Origin of the sequence: Spectribacter hydrogenoxidans (assembly GCF_031846275.1) — a bacterium.
Taxonomy (GTDB): domain Bacteria; phylum Pseudomonadota; class Gammaproteobacteria; order Nevskiales; family Salinisphaeraceae; genus Spectribacter; species Spectribacter hydrogenoxidans.
Window position 1 is genome coordinate 1 of the sequence record NZ_JAVRIB010000023.1, and the last position, 25,240, is coordinate 25,240.

Annotated in this window: 23 protein-coding genes and 1 pseudogene; 9 read left to right on the forward strand and 15 right to left on the reverse strand. The window is 65.2% G+C overall.

Annotated elements, in window-relative coordinates; genetic code table 11:
* The 8 genes and pseudogenes from RM532_RS14935 to RM532_RS14970 all read right to left on the reverse strand — a co-directional run.
* Positions 1-732: ATP-binding protein (locus RM532_RS14935; protein WP_311654141.1), on the reverse strand; the 732-nt coding region annotated here is incomplete at its 3' end.
* A gap of 9 nt (positions 733-741) precedes the next feature.
* Positions 742-1,170 carry an EcoRII N-terminal effector-binding domain-containing protein gene (locus RM532_RS14940; protein ID WP_311654142.1) on the reverse strand — a complete coding sequence of 143 codons (429 nt, stop codon included), beginning with the start codon at positions 1,168-1,170 and terminating at the stop codon, positions 742-744.
* Positions 1,171-1,172: 2 nt separating this feature from the next.
* Positions 1,173-3,077, reverse strand: a complete 1,905-nt coding sequence (locus tag RM532_RS14945) for a DEAD/DEAH box helicase (protein ID WP_311654143.1) — start codon at positions 3,075-3,077, stop codon at positions 1,173-1,175.
* A gap of 265 nt (positions 3,078-3,342) precedes the next feature.
* The gene (locus RM532_RS14950) at positions 3,343-3,627 is read right to left on the reverse strand and encodes a hypothetical protein (RefSeq protein ID WP_311654144.1); all 285 of its coding nucleotides are present in this window, start codon (positions 3,625-3,627) and stop codon (positions 3,343-3,345) included.
* A pseudogene (locus RM532_RS14955) lies at positions 3,614-3,894 on the reverse strand (BrnT family toxin). Before RM532_RS14955 ends, RM532_RS14950 begins: the two are co-directional and overlap by 14 nt.
* Before the next feature lie 4 nt (positions 3,895-3,898).
* Positions 3,899-5,110 (reverse strand): ribonucleotide-diphosphate reductase subunit beta, encoded by a 1,212-nt coding sequence (locus RM532_RS14960; RefSeq protein ID WP_423246906.1) that lies wholly within the window; start codon positions 5,108-5,110, stop codon positions 3,899-3,901.
* Between the two features lie 198 nt (positions 5,111-5,308).
* Entirely contained in the window at positions 5,309-5,500 is a 192-nt protein-coding gene (locus RM532_RS14965) for a hypothetical protein (RefSeq protein ID WP_311654146.1), read from the reverse strand.
* A gap of 106 nt (positions 5,501-5,606) precedes the next feature.
* Positions 5,607-8,648 carry a ribonucleoside-diphosphate reductase subunit alpha gene (locus tag RM532_RS14970; RefSeq protein WP_311654147.1) on the reverse strand — a complete coding sequence of 1,014 codons (3,042 nt, stop codon included), beginning with the start codon at positions 8,646-8,648 and terminating at the stop codon, positions 5,607-5,609.
* Positions 8,649-9,109: 461 nt separating this feature from the next.
* Between RM532_RS14970 and RM532_RS14975 the strand changes: the two genes are divergently transcribed.
* A complete protein-coding gene (locus tag RM532_RS14975) occupies positions 9,110-9,619 on the forward strand; it encodes a SixA phosphatase family protein (RefSeq protein ID WP_311654148.1) in 510 nt (169 codons plus the stop codon).
* Between the two features lie 20 nt (positions 9,620-9,639).
* Positions 9,640-10,827: an FAD/NAD(P)-binding protein gene (locus tag RM532_RS14980; RefSeq protein WP_311654149.1), complete on the forward strand. Its 1,188-nt coding sequence runs from the start codon at positions 9,640-9,642 to the stop codon at positions 10,825-10,827.
* 698 nt (positions 10,828-11,525) lie between these two features.
* Here the strand turns inward: RM532_RS14980 and RM532_RS14985 are convergent.
* From RM532_RS14985 to RM532_RS15005, 5 genes are read right to left on the reverse strand one after another with little or no spacing between them, the layout of a single operon-like run.
* Positions 11,526-11,909, reverse strand: a complete 384-nt coding sequence (locus RM532_RS14985; RefSeq protein ID WP_311654150.1) for an RNA-binding S4 domain-containing protein — start codon at positions 11,907-11,909, stop codon at positions 11,526-11,528.
* A gap of 11 nt (positions 11,910-11,920) precedes the next feature.
* Positions 11,921-12,088, reverse strand: a complete 168-nt coding sequence (rubA, locus tag RM532_RS14990; protein WP_311654151.1) for a rubredoxin RubA — start codon at positions 12,086-12,088, stop codon at positions 11,921-11,923.
* Positions 12,089-12,096: 8 nt separating this feature from the next.
* Positions 12,097-12,264, reverse strand: a complete 168-nt coding sequence (locus RM532_RS14995) for a rubredoxin (RefSeq protein WP_311654152.1) — start codon at positions 12,262-12,264, stop codon at positions 12,097-12,099.
* Between the two features lie 60 nt (positions 12,265-12,324).
* Positions 12,325-14,763 carry an ABC transporter permease gene (locus RM532_RS15000; protein WP_311654153.1) on the reverse strand — a complete coding sequence of 813 codons (2,439 nt, stop codon included), beginning with the start codon at positions 14,761-14,763 and terminating at the stop codon, positions 12,325-12,327.
* Entirely contained in the window at positions 14,756-15,433 is a 678-nt protein-coding gene (locus RM532_RS15005) for an ABC transporter ATP-binding protein (protein ID WP_311654154.1), read from the reverse strand. Before RM532_RS15005 ends, RM532_RS15000 begins: the two co-directional genes overlap by 8 nt.
* Between RM532_RS15005 and RM532_RS15010 the strand changes: the two genes are divergently transcribed.
* Complete coding sequence (locus tag RM532_RS15010) at positions 15,432-16,070, forward strand: arylesterase (protein WP_311654155.1); 639 nt, start codon at positions 15,432-15,434, stop codon at positions 16,068-16,070. The two genes, RM532_RS15005 and RM532_RS15010, sit on opposite strands and share 2 nt — an antisense overlap.
* A 196-nt stretch (positions 16,071-16,266) precedes the next feature.
* Here RM532_RS15010 and RM532_RS15015 read toward each other — a convergent pair whose 3' ends face one another.
* Together RM532_RS15015 and RM532_RS15020 are read right to left on the reverse strand one after the other, a co-directional pair.
* Complete coding sequence (locus RM532_RS15015) at positions 16,267-17,229, reverse strand: NAD(P)H-dependent flavin oxidoreductase (RefSeq protein WP_311654156.1); 963 nt, start codon at positions 17,227-17,229, stop codon at positions 16,267-16,269.
* Positions 17,230-17,254: 25 nt separating this feature from the next.
* On the reverse strand, positions 17,255-18,265 hold the full coding sequence (locus RM532_RS15020; protein ID WP_311654157.1) for an NADP-dependent oxidoreductase: 1,011 nt from the start codon (positions 18,263-18,265) through the stop codon (positions 17,255-17,257).
* Between the two features lie 136 nt (positions 18,266-18,401).
* Between RM532_RS15020 and purU the strand changes: the two genes are divergently transcribed.
* From purU to mmsB, 6 genes are all read left to right on the forward strand, one after another.
* A complete protein-coding gene (purU, locus tag RM532_RS15025; protein WP_311654158.1) occupies positions 18,402-19,262 on the forward strand; it encodes a formyltetrahydrofolate deformylase in 861 nt (286 codons plus the stop codon).
* Positions 19,263-19,397: 135 nt separating this feature from the next.
* Positions 19,398-20,921 (forward strand): CoA-acylating methylmalonate-semialdehyde dehydrogenase, encoded by a 1,524-nt coding sequence (locus tag RM532_RS15030; protein WP_311654159.1) that lies wholly within the window; start codon positions 19,398-19,400, stop codon positions 20,919-20,921.
* A gap of 9 nt (positions 20,922-20,930) precedes the next feature.
* Positions 20,931-22,091 (forward strand): acyl-CoA dehydrogenase family protein, encoded by a 1,161-nt coding sequence (locus RM532_RS15035; protein WP_311654160.1) that lies wholly within the window; start codon positions 20,931-20,933, stop codon positions 22,089-22,091.
* A gap of 115 nt (positions 22,092-22,206) precedes the next feature.
* On the forward strand, positions 22,207-22,980 hold the full coding sequence (locus RM532_RS15040; RefSeq protein ID WP_311654161.1) for an enoyl-CoA hydratase: 774 nt from the start codon (positions 22,207-22,209) through the stop codon (positions 22,978-22,980).
* Positions 22,977-24,125, forward strand: a complete 1,149-nt coding sequence (locus tag RM532_RS15045) for an enoyl-CoA hydratase/isomerase family protein (RefSeq protein ID WP_311654162.1) — start codon at positions 22,977-22,979, stop codon at positions 24,123-24,125. Before RM532_RS15040 ends, RM532_RS15045 begins: the two co-directional genes overlap by 4 nt.
* A 57-nt stretch (positions 24,126-24,182) precedes the next feature.
* Positions 24,183-25,067 carry a 3-hydroxyisobutyrate dehydrogenase gene (gene mmsB / locus RM532_RS15050; RefSeq protein ID WP_311654163.1) on the forward strand — a complete coding sequence of 295 codons (885 nt, stop codon included), beginning with the start codon at positions 24,183-24,185 and terminating at the stop codon, positions 25,065-25,067.
* Positions 25,068-25,240: the final 173 nt, after the last annotated feature.

Genomic DNA, 25,240 nt, shown 5'->3' on the forward strand with positions numbered 1-25,240 from the left:
CACCGACTCTTCAGCAATCAGCTCTGAAAGGCCAATCTGAAAGGGGTCCCATGGCTCAACGGTCTGTCCGTTCAGCTTTATCTCGATGTTTCGGGCGCGATTGTCCGAATTGTCAAGGAACCGTTGGTAGGTCATGGCAATGTGCTCTTTGAGCTCATTGCAACGTTTTTCCAGCGCTCTGCGCGCGGGCGAACCGGTGGGATTCTGATAGTCGTCGCGGGTGAGTCGGTCTACCTTGGTCCATAAGACGACCGTGCCTGAGGCCCCGGGCGCGACTTCGTCGAGATGCCGAAGCCCCTCTTTGTCCGGCTCATCGGACATCTGCAGCAACCATTTCTTCTGCTCGATCACATGGTCAAGGTCCCATGTCGCCATGAGTGTGCAAACGTCGCTGGAGCGGCGCGACAGCAGAGACAGACGCCGGCAGAAGGCGGTCGAAGCAGTCTTTAAGCCGAGGCCAAACTTTCCAAGGCTCGCTGGGTCCGGTCGTTCGGGGGAACCATACTGCATTGCTTGGACGAGCCCATCGTGGTCCATGCCGCAGCCGTCATCCGCGATGGAAAGGCGGATGTAACCGCGAAAGTCACGAATGACCGAGATATCGATCTTGCTAGCTTCGGCAGCGATGGAGTTGTCGAGAAGGTCGGCAACAGCGGTCTCAAAGTTGTAGCCTGTATCTCGCAGGCCTTCCATTGTCCGCCCAGGGTCGGGGATGCTTTCGATGTCGGACATGGTTTCTCCTCAAATATTAATAACCTTCCAGCCCGACCCGAGCTTGAGCATGGTTCTCCCGGCATCCGCGCGGGTTGACACCGGCTCATTTCTACGTCGGTGAGAGATGGAGTAGCCTTGGCTTGAATTAATCTGAATGGTCACTTCGTCACCCGCCATTAACCTAGCTTCCCGGATATATTTCGTCATCCGTGTCAGCCTATACTCGTTTCGAGTACCGCCGAAGAATCTGTTGTTGTAGTAGATAAATGCGAACTCCCAAAAAGTGCCTGCTTGGTCTTCGAAAAGAAGATGTGCGCGCGGATTTTGGCGACGGGCATCAAGTGGCGGGAAAAAAGAAAGTATACGTTGTTCTCGAGGTATCAGCAGGCCGGCCTGATGTCCTCCTGTCTCCCCCGTATCATTAGCGCTCAGAACCTTCGTTATACGGTCACTCATGCTCAATTCGCTTTGGCAGAGAACGGCGATCGCAAAAGTGCAGCCATAATGTCGGCATGGTTCTCCTCCTTGCCTTCGACTCCCACTATTGCTGCATTCGCGATGTCTCGTTTGCGCTGTAAGCGCTCGCCAATGACCTCTTCAACTGTATCCGCGTAAATTAACCTTCGAACAGTGACAGGGCGATCCTGTCCGCGTCTGTGTGCGCGCGCGGACGCCTGGTCTTCCAAAGCGGGATTCCATTCCGGATTGTAGTGAACCACATGATTCGCAGCGGTAATGTTGAGGCCGGAACCTCCAGCACGCGGATTAAGGATCAAAACCGCCGGACCGCAATGCGCCGAGAAGCGGTCGATTAATGGCTGACGCTCATCAATGTGCAACCGGCCATCGAGTGTCGCGGCCATTGCTCCAAACTCTTCCGCTGCCATAACAGCGATCCGGTCTGCCATCTTTATGTAAGAGGTGAAAACAAGTACTTTTTCATTCCGAAGGAAAATTTCCTCCAGAAGTTCTTTGAGTCGTTCAAACTTTGAAAATCCGGTGCCGAGCTTAGCGGCCGCATTGTCAACGATCTCAGGGTGCGCGCAGAACTGCCGTAGCTTTCCAAGAGAAACCAATGTTGCATTGGCTCCATACTCTTCGAAGACCGCCTCGCGCACGGCCTCGTAATCTGTAGCCTCGGTCGTGTTCATCTCTAATACCTCTTCGATATCAATGCGCTCGGGCAGGTCTTTGGCTACATCGGCCACGCGACGGCGTAGCATAAGCGGCGAAATAAGAGGTTCGAGCGCTGTTGCTCCAGCAATATTCTCTCCATAGCGCATCTCGAAGCTTTTTAGATTACCGAGGTAGTCCGGGACCGCGAAATCCATAATCGACCATAGATCGCTTAGCCGGTTCTCTATCGGCGTTCCCGTCACGGCAAGGCCAACTTTTCGCGGGATTTGTTTCACGCTCTTTGTCCGCAAAGCGTCAGGATTTCGTATGTTCTGCGCCTCATCAAGGATGACAATTTGCCACTCAATCATCTTGAGTAGAGATAAGTCACGGATTACTGTGTCATATGAGGCGACTACGACGTCAAATCCTTCTAGATCAATGGGTCTGCCAGTGCGCAGCGCCCCTTGGTGCTTTAGTGTATGGAGATCTGGACAGAATTTCTCGATCTCCCTGATCCAGTTTTCAAGTATGGAGCTAGGCGCGATTACGAGGGCTCCACCTACAACGGAGTTGCCGCCCGGGTCGCGCAATGCACTAATCACTTGTAGTGTCTTGCCTAGGCCCATCTCATCAGCTAGCACGCCCCCAAGATGTTCTCGTATGATGAGGCGTAGCCATCGCCAACCATCGTGTTGGTAGGGATAGAGCGCTGCTTTGATGCCTTTTGGTCTGCCTGCATCGTTTTTGAAGATCAGCGTGTCTAGCGCATTCGCGGAGAGGCGGTCGATAACAGGGCCACCGCGCAAAGCGATCTTCTTGAGGTGCAGAATGGCTTTCAGCGTCTCTGGGTAGCCCCCTTCCGGCGGGCATCCGGCTTCTGCCAGAAGAGCGGTGATATCTTCGGAGCTTCCTGGCGCGCCGGGGTGCCACGTTCCCTCATGAACGACATGGCCACACGCGAGCGCAGTTGCCGAGGCGGGGAAGCTGCTCCCCGTCTGGGTTTGGGCTTCGAAGGTCACTTGTGGGCCGCCCGTGGTAGTGCAAGGCGCGATGACGATCAACCATTCAACTGGAAAGCGGGAAAAATTAAGTTTCGCGGCATCCCCGCACCTTCCTGAGGGCAGGTCTGCCCAAGCGGTGCGGTCTTCTACGACTGCCGCGTAGATGTCATTCACATCTGCCAAGAGGCGCTTGTCACCTTCCTCAACCTCGAGCACATCGCCATTCAGGACCCAGGTCTTCATGCGAATGCCGGTTTAATCCCGGCTGGATGCACTGCCACTGCGGGCCCGATGCTTTATCGCCGGAGCTTTTAAGCAGTATTGCTTCTTACTCAAGTCCAATATCTCACTCATCCATGGGAACGGGATCTCGATTACCGGATAGAGCTCAACCAAGCCGGCTTGGTTCTTGTTCCCTTCGAACATGCTAGCGTTTATGTCCAGCACGCCGCGGGTTAGGGCGCCTTGGGCGTACGCTACTTTCCGGTGCATGGCCTTGCCCGAGGGATTACTGGGCTTCCGCTGAGCGGACCATTTCAATATCCTTCTTGAGCATTTCGTTAGCGAGTTCGTGCGGTTGGATGCCCCGGTCGCGGGCTCGCTGGGTTATGAACTCGAGGACGTCCTTGTCGAGATAAAGCGGCAGGTTGTCGGTGGCGTCGGAGTGATAGAAACGGCCTCGCTCTGCACGGCGCCAGTCTTGGACTACCGGGATATCGGACGTATCAATCTCGTCATCCGACATTTGCGAGAGCCGGCTCAGCTCATTCTGGGGCTTGTCAGGCTTGTTCATATTGCTCGCGTTCATACCGTGTCGCCTTGCGGGCGGAGATGATGCGGAACACATGGTCATTCTCCGCCTCGATCACGGTGTGGGCAACCAACAGTAAAACGATGCCGTCGACCAGACCTATCGATTGCCAGCGTTGCTGATCGCCAACGATGCGATCCGGGTAGCTGAGCACGAGCGGGTCCTCGAAGACACGGCAGGGGTTTCGAAGCTGACACCGTGCTTGCTTCGGTTGGCCGCATTTTTTCGAGGATCCCACTCGAACCGCAAGGGCTTAGTCCCAGCTAAGGGCCCCACCCGTCTGATACTCAATCACCCGAGTCTCGAAGAAGTTCTTCTCCTTCTTCAGATCCATCATCTCGCTCATCCACGGGAACGGGTTCTCGGCACCGGGGTAGAGCTCGGCCAGGCCGATCTGGCTGCAGCGGCGGTTGGCGATGAACTTCATGTATTCGTCGAACATGCTGGCGTTCATGCCGAGCACGCCGCGGGGCATGGAGTCGTGGGCGTAGGCGATTTCCAGGTGCATGGCCTCGTCGATCATGGCCCGGGCCTCTTCCTGGAAGCTGGCGGTCCAGAGGTGAGGGTTCTCGATCTTGATCTGGTTGATGACGTCGATGCCGAAGTTCAGGTGCATCGATTCGTCGCGCATGATGTATTGCACCTGTTCGGCGGTGCCGGTCATCTTGTTGCGGCGGCCGAATGACAGGAACTGCACGAAGCCGGCGTAGAAGAAGATGCCCTCGAAGATGACGTAGAAGGCGATCAGGTCACGCAGGAATTTCTGGTCGTTTTCCGGGGTGCCGGTGGTGAAGTCCGGGTCGTTCAGGCTCTGGGTGTACTGCATGGCCCAGGCGGCCTTGTTGTGGACGCTGGGCAACTCGCGGTACATGTTGAAGATCTCGCCCTCGTCCAGGTTCAGGCTTTCCACGATGTACTGGAAGCAGTGGCCGTGGACGGCCTCCTCGAAGGCCTGGCGCAGCAGGTACTGGCGGCATTCCGGGTTGGTCAGGTGCTTGTAGATGCCCAGCACCAGGTTGTTGGCCACCAGGGATTCGGATGACGCGAAGAAGCCGAAACCGCGCTTGAGGATGAGGCGCTCGTCGTCGGACAGGGCGTCCGGGTCCTGCCACATGGCGATGTCGGCGGACATGTTGATTTCCTGCGGCATCCAGTGGTTGGCGCAGCCGGACAGGTATTTCTCCCACGCCCACTGGTACTTGAACGGCACCAGCTGGTTGACGTCCGCGCGGCAGTTGATGATGGCCTTGTCGTCCACCTGCACGCGGTCGGCGCCCATTTCCACCTGTTCCAGGCCGGTGACCACGTCATGCTCGTGGCCGGACTCGCGGGCCGTGGCGGGTTCGCGCAGTTCGCCGTCGCCCACCGCGTGGGGGTCGGGCACCTCGGCGGGCTGCTGCGGATGCACGCGCGGCTGGTTGGGTTCGGTGGGGCGGTTGTCGTTCCATTCCAGCATGTGAGTCATCCTCTTTGGCGTGATCTTGTGAGACCGCTGCATAACTACTGCGCTTGGAATCCTGGCCGCCGGCGGTGCTCGGTATGTTCAGGTACCGGTTCGTACGCTGCGCTTCCTGCGCGTCGGCGGCGTCCAACCTTCCTTCGCTCGCTACGTTGTGCAGAAGTCTCCTCGTGAATATTCGGTGTGGCTTGTGACCGTGGCGGTTCAACCGCGCCGGCCGTGGTTCAGGTGCATGACCCGCCGGGCCCGCGTGCGGCGGGTCCGCAGTTGTTGCTGCTGCTGCTGGCGCCTGGCGTCGCTGGCCTGGGAGGGCAGCGGGCCGGGATCCTCGCGCAGGTCGTCGCCGGTGGCGTAGACGACTTCGCGGTGCCAGTCGATCGGGTTGTGGGTGGTCATGGGCCTTTGGGTTGTCTCGTGGTGGATTGCCGGGGTTGTTCGTCCCCCTCTCCCTGACCCTCTCCCCCGCCGCGGGGGAGAGGGGAGGGAAAGAAGACGGCGTTATCTACTGACAGGCCTCGCAATCGGGATCGTCGATGGCGCAGGCGCGTGGTGCCGTCGGCTGGGCCGGGGCGGGCGGTGCCGCGGCGTGGCCGTTGCCGCTGGCGTGGCCATTGCCGTTGGTGGGCGCGGCCGCGGACATGCCGTTGCTGCCACCGGTGGCGCCGGCTGCCCCGGCACCACCGCCGGCCGTGGCCGGGCCGCCGCTGCCGTGACCACCGCCGTGGGCCACCGCGTTCAGGCGATGGTCGGTGATGGTGGATTTCTCGGTGTGCGAGGCGCCCATGGTGCGCAGGTAGTAGGTGGTCTTCAGGCCCTTCTGCCAGGCGAACTTGTACAGCTCGTCCAGCTTGCGGCCCGACGGCTCGGCCATGTACAGGTTCAGGCTCTGGGCTTGGTCCAGCCATTTCTGGCGGCGGCTGCCGGCTTCCACCAGCCACTTGGGGTCGATCTCGAAGGCGCACTTGTACAGCACCTTGAGGTCGTCCGGGATGCGGTCCACCGCCTGCACCGAGCCGTCGTAGTACTTCAGGTCGTTGGCCATCACCTCGTCCCACAGGTCCAGGGCCTTGAGGTCGTCCACCAGGTAGGGGTTGATGACGGTGAACTCGCCGGACAGGTTCGATTTGACGTACAGGTTCTGGTAGGTCGGCTCGATCGACTGGCTCACGCCGGTGATGTTGGCGATGGTCGCGGTGGGCGCGATGGCCATGCAGTTGGAGTTGCGCATGCCCACGGTCTTGATGCGCACGCGCAGGGCCTCCCAGTCCAGCGTGTGGGAGTCGTCCTGGTCCAGATATGGTTCACCGCTCGGGGCGGCCCCGCGGTTGTCGCGCAGGATGCGGATGGAGTCGATCGGCAGGATGCCCTGGTCCCACAGGCTGCCCTTGAAGCTGGAATACGCTCCGCGTTCCTCGGCCAGATCAGTGGAGGCCTTGATGGCGTAGTAGCTGATCTGCTCCATGGAGCGGTCGGCGAAGGTCACCGCTTCCTCGGATTCGTAGGGCAGCTTGAGCTTGTACAGGGCGTCCTGGAAGCCCATCAGGCCCAGACCCACCGGGCGGTGCCGCAGGTTGGAGTCACGCGCGGTCTTGACGCTGTAGTAGTTGTACTCGATCACGTTGTCGAGCATGCGCAGGGCGGTGTTGACGGTGGCTTCCAGCTTGGCGCTGTCCAGTTCCCCGTCGACCACATGCTGGGGCAGGTTGATCGACCCCAGGTTGCAAACCGCGATTTCCTTGCCCGGGCTGGTGTTGAGCGTGATCTCGGTGCACAGGTTGGACGAGTGCACCACGCCCACGTGCTGCTGCGGGCTGCGCAGGTTGCAGGGGTCCTTGAACGTGAACCAGGGATGGCCGGTCTCGAACAGCTGCGACAGCATCTTGCGCCACAGGCCCACGGCCGACACGCGCTTGGCGTTCCTGATCTCGCCGGCGTCCACCTTGGCCTCGTAGCGTTCGTAGGCCTCCTGGAAGGCCTTGCCCGTCAGGTCGTGCAGGTCGGGCACGTCGTTGGGCGAGAACAGCGTCCACTGGGCATCGTCCAGCACGCGCTTGACGAACAGGTCCGGCACCCAGTTGGCGGTGTTCATGTCGTGGCAGCGGCGGCGGTCGTCGCCGGTGTTCTTGCGCAGTTCCAGGAATTCCTCGATGTCCTTGTGCCAGGTCTCCAGGTAGGCGCAGACCGCGCCCTTGCGCTTGCCGCCCTGGTTGACCGCCACCGCGGTGTCGTTGACCACCTTGAGGAACGGCACCACACCCTGGGACTTGCCGTTGGTGCCCTTGATGTGGGCGCCCATGGCGCGCACCGGGGTCCAGTCGTTGCCCAGGCCGCCGGCGAATTTGCTCAGCATGGCGTTGTCGTGGATGGCGCCGTAGATACCGCCCAGGTCGTCGGCCACGCTGGTGAGATAACAGCTGGAAAGCTGCGGCCGCAGGGTGCCGCTGTTGAACAGGGTGGGCGTGCTGCTCATGAAATCGAAGCTGGACAGCAGCTTGTAGAACTCGATCGCCCGCTCTTCTCTTTCGATTTCATTGATCGCCAGCCCCATGGCCACCCGCATGAAGAAGGCCTGCGGCAGCTCGAAGCGGTTGCCCTCGGAATGGATGAAGTAGCGGTCGTAGAGCGTCTGCAGGCCCAGATAGGTGAACTGCAGGTCGCGGTCGGCGATCAGGGCGTTGCCCAGGCGTTCCAGGTCGTATTCCAGCAGGCGGGAATCCAGCAGTTCCAGCTCGGCGCCGCGTTTCACGTAGTCCGCGAAGTAATCGGCGTAGCGCTGGGTCATCTCGGTGTGGGTGGCGTACTCCACCTGACCGTCGGCCAGGAAGGTCAGCGCCTCGTGACGCAGCTTGTCCAGCAGCAGGCGGGCGGCGACCTGGCCGTAGTTGGGCTCGGCTTCCAACCTCTGACGGGCGGACAGCACCAGCGCGGTGGCCAGTTCGTCCTCGTTGATGCCGTCGTAGGCGTTCTTGATGGTGTCGGCCAGCAGGCGCTCGGCGTCCACGCCCTTGACCTCGTGGCAGGCCTCCTCGATCACCTTCTTCAGGCGGACTTCGTCCAGCGCCCGGGTGGTGCCGTCCTTGAACGCCACGTTGATGGCGCCCTTGGCCACGGTGGCGCCGGTCTTGCCGCTCCTGGCCGCGGCCTCGGCGCGTTCGCGGGCGCGTTCCTCGCGGTACAGCACGTAGGAGCGGGCCACCTTGTGCTCGCCCCCGCGCATCAGCGCCAGTTCCACGTAGTCCTGGATGTCCTCGATGTGCACCGCGCCGCCGCCGGGCAGGCTGCGGGTCACGCCCTGTTCCACCTGTTCGGACAACTGCTTGACGGTGTCGCGGATGCGGCTGGAGGCCGCGCCCGAGCGGCCCTCCACGTCCAGGAACGCCTTGGTCAGGGCCACCTCGATCTTGGAGCGGTCGAACGGCGTGACCTTGCCGTTGCGGCGGATCACCTTGTAGGAGCCCGGCGCCGTGGCGGCCAGTTCCGCGCTGGACGGCGTATCAACAGGCTGTTGCGGCCGCTCGGTCACGGCTTCGGATTGCGTCTGCATGTGCGTTCACCCCTGCTGGCGGTTCGATGTTCCGGTGCCCGTGACGTCGGGCATGGCCAAACAATACACCACTAGATGGTGTGGTCAACAGGCGGTTTTTGCTTGTTCGTTACTACATATTGTGTCTTCCGGTGGAAAAGCCAGTGTATCGGACCGGGGATGACCTGTGGATATCCCGTGTGGACAAGTCGAGAATCGTTACGCAATCAGGCGGCTGGCGGGGTCGGCGCGAACCGGGACAAAAATTCGGTCCGAGGCTACGGTGGCAGTGGCGATTGCACCCGTCCGGCTGGCCCCACTGCGCGCTGCACTGCGGTAAGCTTCTGATTTCAATGGGAAGCCGGATTGATATTCCGGCATTGCTGCTGACAGGGCCGAATTGGCGGCCGCTCGCGGGTGTCGAACCCCGCGGCGGGGCTGTCATCGCCCCGACGCATTCATGGTTTAGAGGTGACCATCCGATGGACATCATCGCCTTTCGCCACGGCATTGCACTGGACCGCGAGGAAGCACACGACATGGGGCTTTCCGACGAGGAACGGCCGTTGACCGACAAGGGCCGCCGGCGCACCCGGGCGGCGGCGGCCGGTCTGCGTGCCTGCCTGGAAGGCCAGGCGGTGGACACCATCGTGTGCAGCCTGTTGCTGCGCGCCCAGCAGACCGCCGAACTGCTGGCGCCCTACGTGGGCGAGCCGCCGCTGGTGGAATCGGCGGCGCTGAATCCCGGCGCCGGCCCGGAAGCGCTGGACACCTGGCTGCACGGCCGTCCCACCGACGAATCGCTGATTCTGGTGGGCCACGAGCCGGACCTGTCCGCCTGGGTGTCCTGGGGGCTGACCCGCAAGCGCGACCGCGTCCTGTCCCTGAAGAAGGCCGGCGCGGCCTGCCTCGAATTCCCCGGCCCCGCCGAGGGCGGCACCGGCACCCTGCGCTGGCAGCTCACCGCCGGCCAGCTGCGGGCGCTGGGATGAGCAAGGGAGGCTGACCGACCGTGCTGGAATGGCTGATTGTCGGCGGCGGAGTGCACGGCACCCATGTATCCCGGGTGCTGCGCCACCGGCTGGGCGTGGCCGATGACGACCTGCTGATCGTCGATGACGCCCCGGCCCCGCTGGCCGCCTGGCAGCGCCGGGCCGAGGCCTGCGGGATGGACTACCTGCGCTCGCCCCAGGCGCATCATCTGGGCTTGCGCAGCGACGCCCTGCGGCGGTTTGCCGACACCGTCCGCCTGGATGGCCCGGCCTTCATCGATCCGTATCAACGCCCGGCGCTGGCCCTGTTCGACGCCCACTGCCGCCAGCTGATCACCGACGAACCCGCGCACCTGCGCGCCCGCGAACGGGTGACCCGCATCGAGCCCCAGGCCGGCGGCTATCGCGTCTGGGGCCGGGAACGTTCGTGGTGGAGCCGGCGGGTGCTGCTGGCCCCGGGGCCGCCCGCGCCCGACCGGCCGGACTGGGCCGCCGGCGTGCCGCATGTGTTCGATCACGATTTCGCCATGCCGGACGGGGACGGTGAGGGCAATGTGGCCATCATCGGCGGCGGCATCACCGCCGGGCAGCTGGCCCTGTGTCTGATCGCCCGCGGCCGTTCGGTGAATCTGGTCACCCGCCGGCGGCTGCGCCGGTCTGATTTTGACGCCAATCCCTGCTACGCCGGCCCGCGTTGCCTGGTGCCGTTCGCCGCCGCCGACTGGCGCCAGCGCCGTCGTCGCATCCAGGTGGCCCGCCACCCCGGCACCCTGCCGCGCGACGTGGCCACGGGCCTGCAGCGCGCCATCCGCCGCGGCGCGCTGCATTTGCATGTGGGTTCGGCCATGGGCCTGGACGACCGCGGCGTGGTGCTGGCCGATCGCCGCACGGTGCCGGCGGACGAACTGGTTGTCGCCACCGGCTTTACCGACCGCCTGCCCGGCAGCCAGCTCATCAGCCAGCTGATCCGCGAACTGGCCCCGCCGCTGACCCCCTGCGGCTTCCCCGCCCCGCAACCCGATCTGCAGTGGCGGCCGGGTCTGTACGTGACCGGCCGGCTGGCGGAAATGGAACTGGGGCCAATGGCCGGCAACATCCGCGGCGCGCGGCTGGCCGGGGAGCGGCTGGCCGCGGCGTCCGCCGAACTGACCGTGTCGCCGCCGGTGCCGGGCCGGGCCATGGCCGATTCGCGGTTGCCGGTGGTTTAGCGGCGCACGCGTCGTCACGGTGCCGAATCTGGACGGCCGCATGAATGCGGCGCCGATTCAATTTCCGAAGCAAATTAAAGAAGAAGATTCCGTCCCGCTCAAGCGGGCCGGGTGACTTTCTTGTGCGACAAGAAAGTCACCAAAGAAACGCTTCCGGCGGGCGAGTCCTGCCTCGAACGGGGTTCGAGGCAGGATGCCCTGTGCGCGCCCCTTCGGGCCTGGGACCTCGCCGCCCTGCAGTGCGCACTTGTTGTTGGCGTGGCATCCCTGCCGCGCAAGGCCACTTTGGACATCCCTGTCCAAAGGGCTCGTCCCGACGGGAATCAAGAGTTGCCATGGCCGGGTGGGGTCGCTTCTCCCTCCCGTTAGCGCTTGCCGCCCGACCGCCGGGGCATCGGGTAAACGGGCCATGGATGGCCCGTTTAGTGCCGTTCAGGACACGACGTCCTGTCGGCACGGCCCGTTTCATGCCCCGGTGGTCGGGCGGGAATCCCCGGTCAGCGCGGACGCGCTGATCGGGGGCAAGCGGTCCGGGTCGTTTTTCTTTTGGTGACTTTTCTTTGACGACGCAAAGAAAAGACACTCGCCCTTCAGGGCGAAATTCTTAAGCAATCAGATGGTTGGGGGTGCCCGCTTAGCGCTACAACAAGTGGTTGGCAGCTGGGGCTTGGGCGATCGAATCGCCACAACACTACGATTCACCCACCCCGATGCTTGATATCCCGCAACTGCCGCCGCCCCTTGCGGTCGGGCCGCCCGTCGGGTCGGGGCTGGCTGCGGGCCTCGGCCCGGCGCACCGCGAGGGCTTCGAGGCGGGCGGCCCGGTCGGCCTCATCCTCGTGATAGAGAGCCTCGGCGGCGGTGGCGCTGCCGCGACGATCGGCCAGGTCGGTGATCTGGATGCGGAACTGCTGACCGGACTTGTGGATTTCCAGGCGATCACCCACCCGCACGGTCTGGCCGGCCTTGCCGCCGCCGCCGTTGACTGACACCTTGCCGCCGTTGGCGGCATGGGTGGCCTGGGTGCGGGTCTTGAAGAACCGGGCTGCCCACAACCACTTGTCCAGGCGGACACTGCTCATTCAGGGCGACGTTAGTCGACCTCCATCATCTCGAAGTCGTCCTTGGGCGCGCCGCAATCCGGGCAGGTCCAGTCGTCGGGGATGTCTTCCCATTTGGTGCCGGGTTCGATGCCTTCGTCGGGCAGCCCTTCGGCCTCGTCGTAGACCCAGCCGCAGACAATGCACTGCCACTTTTTCATCGTGATTCCTAGTCGTCGAGAGGGATGAAGTCCGGTTTTTCCCGGACGGCGCAATCGGGGCAGGGCCAGTCGTCGGGGATCTCGGACCAGGGCGTACCCGGCTTGAAACCCTCACGCTCACAGCCTTCGGCCTCGTCGTAGACGAAGCCGCAATCATCGCATTGATAACGGGCCATAGCTCCCCCGAACCATTTTCGCGGGCGCAAGATTAGCAAAAACCGGCGCGGATGACCTTGCTAGGAGGCCAGCAGGCGCATCGGACCGTCGTCCCCGCCGCGGCCCAGCCGTAATCCGCCCAGCGCGATACCCAGCGCGGCCACCGCCGGCAGCAGCTGCCAGACCGACCACGGCAGGCGCCCGTCGAACAGCAGATGACCCAAGGGCCACAGGGCGGCGGTCACCAGAAGACTGGCGCCGATCGCGGCCAGCCCGCCCCAGGCCAGGGCTTCCTGCCAGGCGATGCGACGCAGCAGCGCGGCGTCCGCCCCCAGCACCCGCAGCATGGCGTTGTCCCGGTCCCGCACCGTGCGCAGGCTCATCAGGGCAGCGGCCAGCACCAGCAGGGCGGCGGCCATCAGCAGCGTGGCCAGCAGGGCGCTGGCACGGCTGGCCTGGTCGATGATGGCCTGGGCACGGTCCAGCAGGGTGTTGACGTCCAGCAGCGTGGCCTGGGGCATCTGCCCGAGCAGTTCGGCCAGCCGGGCGCCGTCGCCCGGCGGCAGCCAGAAACTGGTCAGCCAGGACAGATCGGCGGCGGGCAGCGTGCCCGGGGTGAAGATGAAGTAGAAATTGGGCTCGAAACTTTCCCAGTTCACCTCGCGCAGGCTGGTCACGGTGGCGGTGAGTTCGCCGGACGGGCCCACGAAGGTGACGTTGTCGCCCAGTGAAATGCCCAGTCCCTGCGCGAGTTCGGTTTCCACCGACACGCCGGCAGTGTCGCTTTCGCCGTGCCAGCGGCCGGTGCTGACCTGGTTGCTGGGCGGCAGGCGTTCGGTTTCGGTGAGCACCAGGTCGCGATTGAGGGCATTGCCGGCCTGACGCGATTCCTTTGTCACAGCCTGGCGCACCGGCTGGTCGTTGATTTCGGTGAGCCGGGCCCGGGTGACCGGGTAGCGCGGCTTGGCCAGGGCGTCATGCTCGGCCAGCCAGGCGTCCAGGGCCGGCAGGTCGGCGTCGAATACGTTCAGCAGAAAGTAGTTGGGGGCCCGCTCGGGCAGGCTGGCCCGCCAGTCGGCCAGCAGCCGGGTGCCGACGTGGCCGGACAGAGCCAGTACCGCCATCGCCGCCATCAGTGCGGCCAGCAGCGGCAGGGCCAGGGCCGGCCGGCGGGTGAGCCGGCGAAGTGCCAGTCGGCTGGCCAGCGGCAGCCGCGGGCTGAGCCAGTCGAGCCCCTTGAGCAATGGCCACAGCGCCGCCGGCAGGCCGATGGCCAGCACCAGCAGCAGTCCGATCAGCCAGGCCAGTTCCCGGGGCGAGCCGCTCAGCCAGGCAGCGGCGACCGCCAGAAGCGTAACGGCGGCGATCAGGCCGCTCACGCCCACCGGCTGGACGCCGCCGCTGCGTTGCAGCAGGCGGGTGATCGGGGCTCGGGCCAGTGCCAGGCCCTGGGTGACGCCGAACACCAGCCACAGGCCGGGCGGCAGCGCGGCAATCAGCAGCCAGTCGACCGGCCCCGCGGCCAGCGGCCCCTGCCAGCCCAGGGCCTGACGGGCGATCAGGACGACCAGGCCGCCCAGCAGCAGACCCGCGGCCACCGCGGGCAGCAGCGCGATGGCCTCGCCGGTCAGTAGCCGTTGCAGCACCCGCCGGCGCGGGGCGCCGAAGGTACGCAGCAGCGCGGCCAGACGGGCCTGGCGGGCGGCCCGCTGAGCGCTGGCCATGGTCAGCGCGGCCGCGCACAGCACCACCACCAGCAGCACGCCCACGCTGACGTAGAGGGTCAACTGCTGCAGCGGGCCGAACGAGCGCACACGGGCGTCGTCCACGCCTTCGAGCGACTGGTCCGGGCGCAGGCCGGCGGATTCCAGTTGCCGGCGATGGACGGCCACGGCGGTCGCCGGGCCGTCCACCAGCAGGCGGTAATCCAGCCGGCTTCCCGGGCCGATCACGCCGCTGGCTTCCACGTCGTCGGCATGCATCAGCACCCGCGGATTGACGCTGTAGAAGGCCGCGCCCTGATCGGGTTCACTGCGGATCACGCCGGTGATGGTCAGCTCGGCCTCACCCAGCGTCAGCGTGTCGCCCACGGCCTTGCCCAGGCGGTCGATCACGCCGTCGGCCACCCAGGTGCGACCCGGCCGCGGGCCGTGATCGCGTGGGCCGGCGGCGCCGAAGCGGTCGGGTGCCACCTGCAGCTCGCCGCGCAGCGGGTAGTCGGCATCCACTGCCTTGGCCGAAACCAGCAGTGTGTCGTCGCCGGCCACCACCACGGTGGGGAATTCCAGCACCAGCGAACTGGTGAGCGCATTTCCGGCCGGCCGCTGGCCATCATCGGGTGCGCGGCTGCCTTCGAGTACCAGCGCGCCGCCCAGGCTGGCGGCGGTGCGCTGGTCCACCCGCTGGTCGAGTTCCGCGCGCAGCAGGATCACGCTGGCCAGGGCCAGTGCGGCCAGACCCACGGATAGCGCCAGGATGCGGAAGGCGCCGTCCCGCCAGCTGCGCCGCAGACTACCCATGTTGCAGCTGCCCGGCCTCCAGCCGCAGGACCCGCCGGCAGTGGTGGGCGAGGTCGTCGTCGTGGGTGACCAGCAGGAGGGCGGTGCCGGCCTCGCGGTTGAGGTCGAACAGCAGTTCGGCCACCCGGTCACGGTTGGCGTGGTCGAGGCTGCCGGTGGGTTCGTCCGCGAACAGCAGTTGCGGGCGGGTGGCGAACGCCCGGGCCAGCCCCACGCGCTGCTGTTCGCCGCCAGACAGCGTGGGCGGGAAATGCTGCCGGCGGTGGGACAGGCCCACGCGTTCCAGCCAGCGGTCGGCGGTGTCGCCGGGCCGGTCGGCGCCGGCCAGTTCCAGCGGCAGCATGACGTTTTCCCGGGCGGTGAGGTCGCTCACCAGATGGAATGACTGGAACACGAAGCCGCACAGGGCCCCGCGGCGGGCGGCCCGGGCGTCCTCGTCGAGGTGGCTGAAGGCCTCGCCCGCCAGCCGGATGTCGCCGGCGCTGGGCACATCCAGTCCGGCCAGCAGTCCCAGCAGGGTGGACTTGCCGCTGCCCGACGGGCCGCCCACGGCCACGGTTTCACCGCGGGCCACGGTCAGGTCGATGGCGTCGAGTAACATCAGGGGCCCGTCGGGGCCGGGGACGGTGCGCGAAACGCCGCGCGCCTCGACCATCGGAGTGTTGTTCATGCGTATCTGGATCTTGTTGCTGTGCGGGTGGCTGCCCGGGCTTGCCGCCGCCGACGGCATCCTGGTGCTGGGCGACAGCCTGGGCGCCGGTTACGGCCTGGAATCGGAACAGGGCTGGGTGTCGCTGCTGGATACGCGTGTGGCGCGGGTTTGCGACGCGCTGCCTGTTCATAATGCCTCGGTCAGCGGCGAGACAACAGCTGGGGGGCGGGCGCGGCTGGCACCGCTGCTGGATCGGCACGAGCCGGATCTGGTGATTCTGGAACTGGGCGGTAACGACGGGCTGCGGGGGCTGCCGCCCGAACGGATGCAGGCCAATCTGGAAGCCATGATCGCAGCCTCGCGCGACGCCGGGGCCCGCGTGCTGCTGGTGGGTATTCGCATTCCGCCCAACTACGGGGCGGCCTACACCCGCGCCTTCGATGCCGCTTTCGAGCAGACGGTGGCCGCCGCTGACGTGGCCTTCGTGCCGTTCCTGCTCGAGGGGGTGGCCCTGGATGACGAGCTGATGCAGGCGGACGGGATTCATCCCACCGCCGCGGCCCAGCCGCGCATGCTCGACAACGTCTGGCCGGCGTTGGCGCCCCTGTTGCCGGCGCGCTGCGATCTGGATGCGGAAGTCGCCGAACACGACTGAAACAAGAGAGCGGGACGGCCAGGGGGAGGAAGCCGTCCCGCTCGGTTGGTCCGGCGACACTCGCGTAAATCGCCGGTCCGGTTGCCGGCCCGCGAAGGGGAAACGCGGGCCGAATGCCACCTTGGGGTCAGTGGTAATAAAGCTAACGGCGGCGCGCCGCTGAACTTTAGCCCTGCCCCCGGGATTGTTCAGCGGGTCAGATAGCGCCCTTCGCGGCCTCGTACTCCTGATGCAGCCGGACCACGAAATCGGCCGTGGGTTGCACCTTGTGCACGCCGCCCACGCCCTGACCGGCGCTCCAGATGTCCTTCCAGGCCTTCGGGCCCTCGTTGTCGCCGTCCTTGGAACCGAAGTCCATCTTCGAGGGATCGGCTTCCGGCAAATTGGCGGTGTCGTAGCCGGCTTTTTCCACACTGAATTTCAGATAGTTGCCGTGCACCCCGGAGAAGTAGTTGGTGTAGACGATATCCTCGGCGGTGCTGTCGACCACCATCTGCTTGTAGTGGTCGTGGGCGTTGGCCTCGGCGGTGGCGATGAACGGCGAGCCCATGTAGGCCACATCGGCCCCCATGGCCCGGGCAGCGGCCACCGAGCGGCCGTTGGCGATGCAGCCGGACAGGGCCAGCGGGCCGTCGAACCATTCGCGCAGTTCCTGCACGAAGGCGAACGGCGATTGCGTGCCGGCATGCCCGCCGGCCCCGGCGCACACGGCGATCAGGCCGTCGGCCCCCTTCTCGATCGCCTTGTGGGCGAAGCGCTGGTTGATCACGTCGTGCATCACCATCCCGCCGTAGCTGTGGATGGCGTCGTTGACCGCGTTCTGCGCCCCGAGCGAGGTGATCACGATGGGAACCTCGTGCTTCACGCACAGCTCGAGGTCGTGCTCGAGCCGGTCGTTCGACTTGTGTACGATCAGGTTGACGCCGAACGGGGCGGCAGGGGTGTCCGGGTGGGCCGCGTCCCAGTCGGCCAGTTCGGTCTTGATGCGCTCGAGCCACACTTCGAGCTGATCCGCCGGACGGGCGTTGAGCGAGGGGAAACTGCCGACCACCCCGGCCTGGCACTGGGCGATCACCAGTTCGGGGTTCGACACGATGAACATGGGCGCGCCGAACACGGGCAGGCGCAGGCGGTCGGCGATCTTGGCCGGCAGACTCATGGGTGTGACTCCTTGTTATTCGCGATTAGTCGGCGACCTTGAGCAGCATCTTGCCGGTGTTGTCGCCACTGTAGAGTTTGCGGAAAGCAGTGAGCGCGTTGTCCAGACCTTCGTCGAGGTCGAAGTCCCAGTGCAGCTTGCCGTCATTGCGCAGACCGGCCAGCACTTCGAAGGCCTCGGGGTAGCGGTCCATGTGGTCCAGCACGATGAAGCCCTGGATCTTGATCCGTCGCATGACGATGTTGATGTAGTTGTAGGGCCCCGGCACCGGCTTGTCGGCGTTGTACATGGAAATGGCCCCGCACTGGGCCACGCGGGCGAAGTCGTTCATGCGGCCGAGCACCGCGTCGAGAATGTCGCCGCCGACGTTGTCGAAGTAGCAGTCGATGCCGTCCGGGCACAGCTCGCCCAGCCGGGCGTTGACGTTTTCGGCCTTGTAGTCAATGGCCGCGTCCATGCCGTAGTCCTCGGTGACGCGGCGGCACTTGTCGGCACCGCCGGCGATGCCGACCACGCGGGCGCCCCAGGCCTTGCCCAGTTGCCCGGCGATGGAGCCCACCGCCCCGGCGGCGCCGGAGACCACCAGGGTTTCCCCCGGTTTCGGCGCGCAGATGTCATGTACCCCGAAATAGGCCGTCGGACCGACCACCAGCAGCATGCCGAACACTTCCTGTTCCGACAGGCCGGGCAGGGTGGGCACCGGCTGGAAGGCGGCGGCCGGGCGCTTGCAGTATTCGCTCCAGCTGCCGAGGCCCATCACCGTGTCGCCGACGCTGAACCGGTCGCTACGGCTTTCCGTGACCTCGCCCAGGGCCATGCCAAGCATCGGGCCGTTGAGCGGTACCGGGTCCATATAGCTGGGGGTTTCGTTCATCCAGGCGCGGTTGGCCGGGTCCATGGACAGCAGGCGGGTGCGCACCACGATTTCGCCGTCGTCGGCGTGGGGCATCTCGCCGGTCTCCAGGATCAGATCGTCATCGCTGACATCGCCCACCGGGCGCTGGCGCAGAATCCACTGGCGGTTGCTTTCGGTCATCGGTTCTCGCTCCTGTTCGCATCGGACCGCGGGAGTGTAATACCTAGTGCGGGCCGCTGCCCGCATCGCCCCCGGCGCCGGGCCTGCCTTAGTATTGGGGTCAGCGCTGATTCTCACTCGCCGGCTGATGTCATCGATGCAACGAACCCGTTTCTACACCTTGCGTTTTTCCTGCCCGGACCGGGTGGGCATCGTCGCCCGCGTGGCCGGTTTTCTGGCCGATCAGGGGGGATGGATCCTGCGCTCGAGTCAGCACGCCGACGAGCAGACCAACCGCTTCTTCATGCGGGTGGAGGTGCGGGCGGGATCGCTGGGGATCGAGCCGGATGGTTTGCGCGAGCGATTCGTTCCGGTTGCCGATGAACTCGGCATGGACTGGCGCATCAGCGACAGTGCGGTGAAGAACCGGGTGGTGATCCTGGCTTCCCGCCAGTTGCATTGCCTCTACGATCTGCTCGAGCGCTGGCAGTGCCGGGAACTGGACATCGACATCCCCTGCGTGATCGCCAACCACGAGGATGCCCGCGGGCTGGTGGAATGGCACGGCATCGACTTCCACCACGTGCCCATCGGCCGTGACGACAAGGCCGCGGGGTTCGCCGAGATCGAGCGTCTGTTCCGGCATTACCAGGGCGACACCATGGTGCTGGCCCGCTTCATGCAGATCCTGCCGCCCGATCTGTGCCGGCGGTATCTGGGCCGGGTGCTGAACATCCACCACAGTTTCCTGCCCAGTTTCGTGGGGGCGCGCCCCTACGACCAGGCCTACCAGCGTGGCGTGAAGCTGATCGGCGCCACCTGCCACTATGTCACCGAGGAACTGGATCAGGGTCCGATCATCGAGCAGGACGTCAATCGCGTTTCCCATGCGGATTCGGTGATCGATCTCACCCGCTGCGGCAAGGATATCGAGAAGACCGTGCTGGCTCGGGGCCTGCGCTATCACCTGGAGGACCGGGTGATGGTCAACGGCAACCGGACCGTGGTGCTGCGTTAGCGGAATGGAACCGAGGGTCCTCAGGCCCTACCCGTTCGAGGTGGGACCGGTCAGCGGGTACACTTTAGAGTTGCGCCCCGAGAAGGCTGGCCGCACGGCGGCTGCCCCATAGAACTGAACAACAGGAAATCCGCGATGGCTACCAATCCGCAGGCGATGCAAAACACCCCCGATGTCCTCAATCTGATTGCCGGTGAGTGGCGCAAGTCGGGCTGCGCCGACTGGATCGACGTGACCGACCCCGCCACCCAGGACGTGATCGCCCGGGCGCCGAACACCACGCCGGACGAGATGGAGCAGGCGATCTCATCCGCCGCCGAGGCATTCAAGACCTGGAAGGAAGTGCCGGTGTCGGAGCGCGCGCGGATGATGTTCCGCTACCAGGCGCTGCTCAAGGAGCACCACGACGAGTTGGGTGAAATCCTCGCCCGGGAAACGGGCAAGACCTTTGCCGATGCCAAGGGCGACGTCTGGCGCGGCATCGAGGTGGCGGAGCAGGCCTGCCACGCCCCGGCGCTGATGCTGGCCGATTCGGCCGAGAATATTGCCGGCGGCATCGACACCCGCACCATCACCCATCCGATCGGTGTGTGCGCGGGCATTACCCCGTTCAACTTCCCGGCGATGATCCCGCTGTGGTTCTTCCCGCTGGCGATCGTTACCGGCAACACCTTCGTGCTGAAGCCGTCGGAACAGGATCCGATGACGCCGAACCGGCTCGCCGAACTGTTCCTGGAAGCCGGCTTCCCGCCGGACGTGCTGCAGGTGGTCCACGGCGGTCGCGAACAGGTGGATACGCTGCTCACCCACCCGACCATCCGCGCGGTGTCCTTCGTGGGTTCGGTGCCGGTGGCCCAGCACGTCTACCGCACGTCCACCGATCATCTCAAGCGTTGCCAGGCGTTTGCCGGGGCCAAGAATCACATGGTGATCCTGCCCGACGCCGACAAGCAGCAGACCATCAACAATCTGGTGGGCTCGGCAGTGGGTGCCGCCGGCCAGCGCTGCATGGCCAATTCCGTGGCGGTGCTGGTGGGCGAAACCCGCGAATGGCTGCCCGAGATCAAGGCCGCGATGGAAACCGTGCGCCCGGGCCGCTGGGATGACGAGGGCGCCGGCTACGGGGCGGTGATCAACGCCGGTGCCGCCCAGCGCATCCGTGATCTGATCGGCCAGGGCGAGAAGGAAGGCGCGAAACTGGAACTGGACGGGCGTGAGTGCACCGTCGAGGGTTATCCCGACGGCAACTGGGTCGGCCCCACGTTGTTCTCCGGCGTCAAGCCCGGCATGACCGTCTACGACGAGGAAATCTTCGGCCCGGTGCTGTGCACGGTGGAGGCCGGGTCGCTGGACGAGGCGATCGCGATGATCAATGCCAACCCCTACGGCAACGGCACCTCGATTTTCACCGCCAGTGGTGCAGCGGCCCGCAAGTACACCCACGAAATCGAGGTCGGCCAGGTGGGCGTGAACGTGCCTATTCCGGTGCCGGTGCCGTTCTTCTCGTTCACCGGCGCCAAGGGCAGCTTCTACGGCGACCTGCATGCCTACGGCAAGCAGTCGATCCGGTTCTTCACCGAAACCAAGACGGTGATTTCTCGCTGGTTCGATTCGGGCATCCCCGCGGGCGGCCCGAACCTCACCATCAACATGAAGTAAGTCGGCGTCGTGGATTTTGAACTCTCTGAAGACCAGCGGGCCTACCGCGAGGCAGCGGCCACCTTCGCTGCCAGCGAGCTGGCCCCGAACGCGGCGGAATGGGATGCCGAGTCGCATTTCCCCAAGGATGTGATTTCTGCAGCCGGCGAGCTCGGCTTCTGCGGGCTGTATTCGCCGGAGGAAGCCGGGGGGCTGGGGTTGTCGCGGCTGGATTCCTCCATCGTGTTCGAGGCGCTGGCCGGCGGCTGCACCTCCACCACCGCCTTCATGACCATCCACAACATGGCTACCTGGATGGTTACCGCCTTCGGCAACGAGGAACTGGTGGGCGAGTGGGGCGAGGAACTCACCTCGGGCCGCAAGCTGGCCTCCTACTGCCTGACCGAAGCCGGCGCCGGTTCGGATGCGGCCAAGCTCAAGACCACGGCAAAGCGCGACGGCGACGACTACGTGCTCAACGGCGGCAAGGTGTTCTCTTCCGGGGCCGGCGATACCGAGGCGCTGGTGGTGATGGCTCGCACCGGCGGTGACGGGGCGGGCGGCATCAGCTGTTTCCTGGTGCCGGGCGACGCCGATGGCGTGTCCTACGGCAAGAAGGAAGAGAAGCTGGGCTGGAACTGTCAGCCGACCCGCGCGATCAACTTCGACGACGCCCGCATCCCGGCCCGCTACCGCGTGGGCGAGGAGGGCGAGGGCTTCAAGTTCGCCATGAAGGGGCTGGACGGCGGTCGCATCAACATCGCCACCTGTTCCGTGGGTACCGCCCAGGCGGCGATGGAAACCACCCGCAACTACATGGCCGAGCGCAGCCAGTTCGGCAACCGGCTCAACCAGTTCCAGGCCCTGCAGTTCAAGTTTGCGGACATGGCCACCGATCTGGTCGCCGCGCGGCAGATGATTCGCCTGGCCGCCAGCAAGCTCGACCGCGGCGATCCGGAAGCCACCGCCTACTGCGCCATGGCCAAGCGCTTCGCCACCGATGCCGGCTTCAACATCTGCAACGATGCCCTGCAGTTGCACGGTGGCTACGGCTACATCCGCGAATACCCGCTCGAGCGCATGATCCGCGACCTGCGGGTACACCAGATCCTGGAAGGCACCAACGAGATCATGCGCCTGGTGATTTCCCGGCGCATGTTTGCCGACGGCGTACTCGAACAGATGCAGTGAAGAACGCCAACCGCAATGCGCGCAAAAGACGCAAAGAAGCCCAGGGGTGCCCGGAGTTTCCTTTTGCGTCCTTCGCGGTCAAACACGAATTGCCAAAACGGACACCGAGGCTGGAATGAGCAATATCAACGTCGAAAAACGCGGCCACGTCGCCGTGCTCACCATCGACAACCCGCCGGCCAACACCTGGACCCGGGATTCGCTGAATCAGTTGCACGACGCGGTCGAGGCGCTGGACGCCGATCGTGACAACTACGCCCTGGTGATTACCGGCAGCGGCGAGAAGTTCTTCTCCGCCGGGGCCGATCTCAAGCTGTTCGCCGACGGCGACAAGGGCGTGGCCGCCACCATGGCCAAGGCCTTCGGCCGGGCGTTCGAGCGGCTTTCGGCCTACGACGGCGTCTCCATTGCCGCGGTCAACGGCTATGCCATGGGTGGCGGTCTGGAATGCGCGCTGGCCTGCGATATCCGGATCGTTGCCGAGAATGCCCAGATGGCCCTGCCCGAGGCCGGTGTCGGCCTGCTGCCCTGCGCCGGCGGCACCCAGAACCTGCCCTGGCTGGTGGGCGAAGGCTGGGCCAAGCGCATGATCCTCTGCGGGGAGCGTGTCGATGCCGCCACCGCCGAGAAGATCGGCCTGGCCGAGCAGGCGGTGGGCCAGGGCGAGGCGCTGGACACTGCCGTAGCTCTGGCTGAAAAAGTGGCTAGCCAGTCGCCCTCCTCCGTGCGCGCCTGCAAACACCTGATCCAGGGCGCGCGCACCCAGCCGCCGGCGCTCAATCTGGTCAGCGAACGCGAGGCCTTCGTCGACCTGTTCGACACCGCCGATCAGGCCGAGGGCGTCAAGGCGTTTCTGGAAAAGCGTCAGGCCGAGTGGAAGAACGCATGAGTGAAGCGCCCCTGCTAATCGAAGACCTGCCCGCGGCCGGCGGCAAGACCATCAAGCGAGTCACCCTGAACGCCCCCAAGGCGTTGAACTCGCTTAGCCTGGCCATGGCCCGTGAGTTGCAGCCGAAGCTGGTCGAGTGGGATGCCGACGACGCCGTGGTGGCGATCTTCATCGAGGGCGCCGGCGACCGGGCCTTCTGCGCCGGCGGCGACATCGTGCAGATCTACCACGGCATGAAGTCGCTGCATGACGAGGGCGAGGGTGACGCCGACTATCCGGACAACTTCTTCGAGGCCGAATACCGGCTCGACTACACCCTGCATACCCTTGATACCCCGGTCATCGGCTGGGGCAACGGCGTGGCCATGGGCGGCGGGCTCGGCATCCTGGCCGGCTGCCATTTCCGGGTGGTCACCGAGAATGCCCGTCTGGCCATGCCCGAGATCACCATCGGTCTGTTTCCGGACGTGGGCGGCACCTGGTTTCTCAATCGCATGCCCGGTCGTTCGGGGCTGTTCCTGGGGCTGACCGGAGCCCACATGAATGCGGGCGACGCCCTGTTCGTGGGTCTGGCCGACCGCTACCTGCCGCATGCGGCGAAGGACGATGTATTGTCCGCACTGGCGTCGGCCGAGGACTGGGGCGATCCCGCCCACACCGTGGATCGCCTGCTGCGGCGGCTGGCCCACGCGCAAGACGGCGCACCGCCGGCCTCGAACGTGCGCCGTCATCTGGACCGCATCAACGACGTCACCGACGCCGACACCCTGTCCGAGCTGGTCGGGGCGATCCGCAGCCTGGCCTCGCACGAGGACAAGTGGCTGGCCAAGGCGGCCGCGACCCTGGACGGTGGCTGCCCGGTCACTGCCCATCTGGTGCACGAGCAGATTCGTCACGGCGCGCAGCTTTCCCTGCGCGACGTGTTCCTGCGGGAACTGGCGATGGCGCGCCAGTGTATCCGGCATCCGGATTTTCGCGAGGGGGTGCGGGCCCTGCTAATCGACAAGGATGGCCAGCCGGACTGGTCGTTCAAGAGCGTGGCGGAAGTGCCCGCGAGCACCGTCAAGGCGCATTTCGCCCCGTCCTGGGATGGTGACCACCCGCTGGCTGATCTGACGGCGCCGCCGGCGGTGGCGTCCCGATAACGATTCCAGTGCCGCGCCACCCGGCGCGTCAACCGCGAACAAAGGAGGAGTGACGACATGGCCAATATCGCTTTCATCGGCCTTGGCAACATGGGTGGTCCCATGGCCGCGAATCTGGTCCGGGCCGGGCACGACGTCACGGTTTTTGACGTCGCCGATGCCCTGGCAGACGCGCTGGTCGAGCAGGGGGCCAGCAAGGCTGCAACCGCGGCCGAAGCGGTTGCCGGCGTCGAGTTCGTCGTCTCCATGCTGCCCTCCGGCGAGATCGTCAAGAATCTCTACATCCATCAGGACAAGTTGCTGGATGTGATCGACCCGGCGACGGTGGTGATCGACTCCTCCACCATCGCCAGCGAGGATGCCGTGGAGGTTCACAAGACCGCCAAGAGCCGTGGTATCGCCATGATCGACGCCCCGGTTTCCGGTGGGGTCGGCGCCGCCAAGTCCGGCAAGCTGGCCTTCATCTGCGGCGGCGACGAGGCGGCCGTGGACAAGGCCCGGCCGATTCTCGAAGTGATGGGCAAGGCGGCCTTCCGTGCCGGACCGGCCGGGGCCGGCCAGATCGCCAAGATCTGCAACAACATGCTGCTGGCGATCCACATGATCGGTACCGCCGAGGCTCTGAACATGGGCGCCGCCGCCGGCCTGGACCCCAAGGCCCTGACCGAGATCATGGCGGCATCGAGCGGCCGCAACTGGTCGCTGGACACCTATAACCCGTTCCCCGGCGTGATGGATGGCGTTCCGGCGTCGAACGATTACCAGGGCGGGTTTCTGGTGAAGCTGATGAACAAGGACCTGGGCCTGGCCGCGGATGCCGCCGGCAAGCTGGGCGCCGCCACCCCCATGGGCGACCTCGCCCGCCAGCTCTACGACAAGCACGGCGACGCCGGCTTCGCCGATCGCGATTTCTCCAGCATCCTGAAGATGTTCGCCGACTGAAGACGGGGTGCCGCGTCCCCGATTCGTCGGGAACAAAGCGGCGCGAACTTAGTGAGCCCGGAAGGCCTGACCCAAGGATGGGTCAGGCAACCTGCGACCAGAAATTCAAGCTCGCAGGTTCCTGGCTAAAGACGCCGGCGTTTGCTTTGCCACCACGAGGCGATATTCGACGA

Excerpts from the sequence above, each read along its gene's own strand:
- purU (WP_311654158.1), top strand. The coding sequence starts at position 18,402 with ATGCAACGAACCCGTTTCTACACCTTGCGTTTTTCCTGCCCGGACCGG.
- RM532_RS14965 (WP_311654146.1), bottom strand. The coding sequence starts at position 5,500 with ATGACCACCCACAACCCGATCGACTGGCACCGCGAAGTCGTCTACGCC.
- RM532_RS14940 (WP_311654142.1), bottom strand. The coding sequence starts at position 1,170 with ATGAGTGACCGTATAACGAAGGTTCTGAGCGCTAATGATACGGGGGAG.
- RM532_RS14975 (WP_311654148.1), top strand. The coding sequence starts at position 9,110 with ATGGACATCATCGCCTTTCGCCACGGCATTGCACTGGACCGCGAGGAA.
- RM532_RS15030 (WP_311654159.1), top strand. The coding sequence starts at position 19,398 with ATGGCTACCAATCCGCAGGCGATGCAAAACACCCCCGATGTCCTCAAT.
- RM532_RS14960 (WP_423246906.1), bottom strand. The coding sequence starts at position 5,110 with ATGACTCACATGCTGGAATGGAACGACAACCGCCCCACCGAACCCAAC.
- RM532_RS15010 (WP_311654155.1), top strand. The coding sequence starts at position 15,432 with ATGCGTATCTGGATCTTGTTGCTGTGCGGGTGGCTGCCCGGGCTTGCC.
- RM532_RS15040 (WP_311654161.1), top strand. The coding sequence starts at position 22,207 with ATGAGCAATATCAACGTCGAAAAACGCGGCCACGTCGCCGTGCTCACC.
- RM532_RS15015 (WP_311654156.1), bottom strand. The coding sequence starts at position 17,229 with ATGAGTCTGCCGGCCAAGATCGCCGACCGCCTGCGCCTGCCCGTGTTC.
- RM532_RS15005 (WP_311654154.1), bottom strand. The coding sequence starts at position 15,433 with ATGAACAACACTCCGATGGTCGAGGCGCGCGGCGTTTCGCGCACCGTC.
- RM532_RS14950 (WP_311654144.1), bottom strand. The coding sequence starts at position 3,627 with ATGAACAAGCCTGACAAGCCCCAGAATGAGCTGAGCCGGCTCTCGCAA.
- mmsB (WP_311654163.1), top strand. The coding sequence starts at position 24,183 with ATGGCCAATATCGCTTTCATCGGCCTTGGCAACATGGGTGGTCCCATG.
- RM532_RS14970 (WP_311654147.1), bottom strand. The coding sequence starts at position 8,648 with ATGCAGACGCAATCCGAAGCCGTGACCGAGCGGCCGCAACAGCCTGTT.
- RM532_RS14995 (WP_311654152.1), bottom strand. The coding sequence starts at position 12,264 with ATGGCCCGTTATCAATGCGATGATTGCGGCTTCGTCTACGACGAGGCC.
- RM532_RS14945 (WP_311654143.1), bottom strand. The coding sequence starts at position 3,077 with ATGAAGACCTGGGTCCTGAATGGCGATGTGCTCGAGGTTGAGGAAGGT.
- RM532_RS14985 (WP_311654150.1), bottom strand. The coding sequence starts at position 11,909 with ATGAGCAGTGTCCGCCTGGACAAGTGGTTGTGGGCAGCCCGGTTCTTC.
- RM532_RS15000 (WP_311654153.1), bottom strand. The coding sequence starts at position 14,763 with ATGGGTAGTCTGCGGCGCAGCTGGCGGGACGGCGCCTTCCGCATCCTG.
- rubA (WP_311654151.1), bottom strand. The coding sequence starts at position 12,088 with ATGAAAAAGTGGCAGTGCATTGTCTGCGGCTGGGTCTACGACGAGGCC.
- RM532_RS15045 (WP_311654162.1), top strand. The coding sequence starts at position 22,977 with ATGAGTGAAGCGCCCCTGCTAATCGAAGACCTGCCCGCGGCCGGCGGC.
- RM532_RS15020 (WP_311654157.1), bottom strand. The coding sequence starts at position 18,265 with ATGACCGAAAGCAACCGCCAGTGGATTCTGCGCCAGCGCCCGGTGGGC.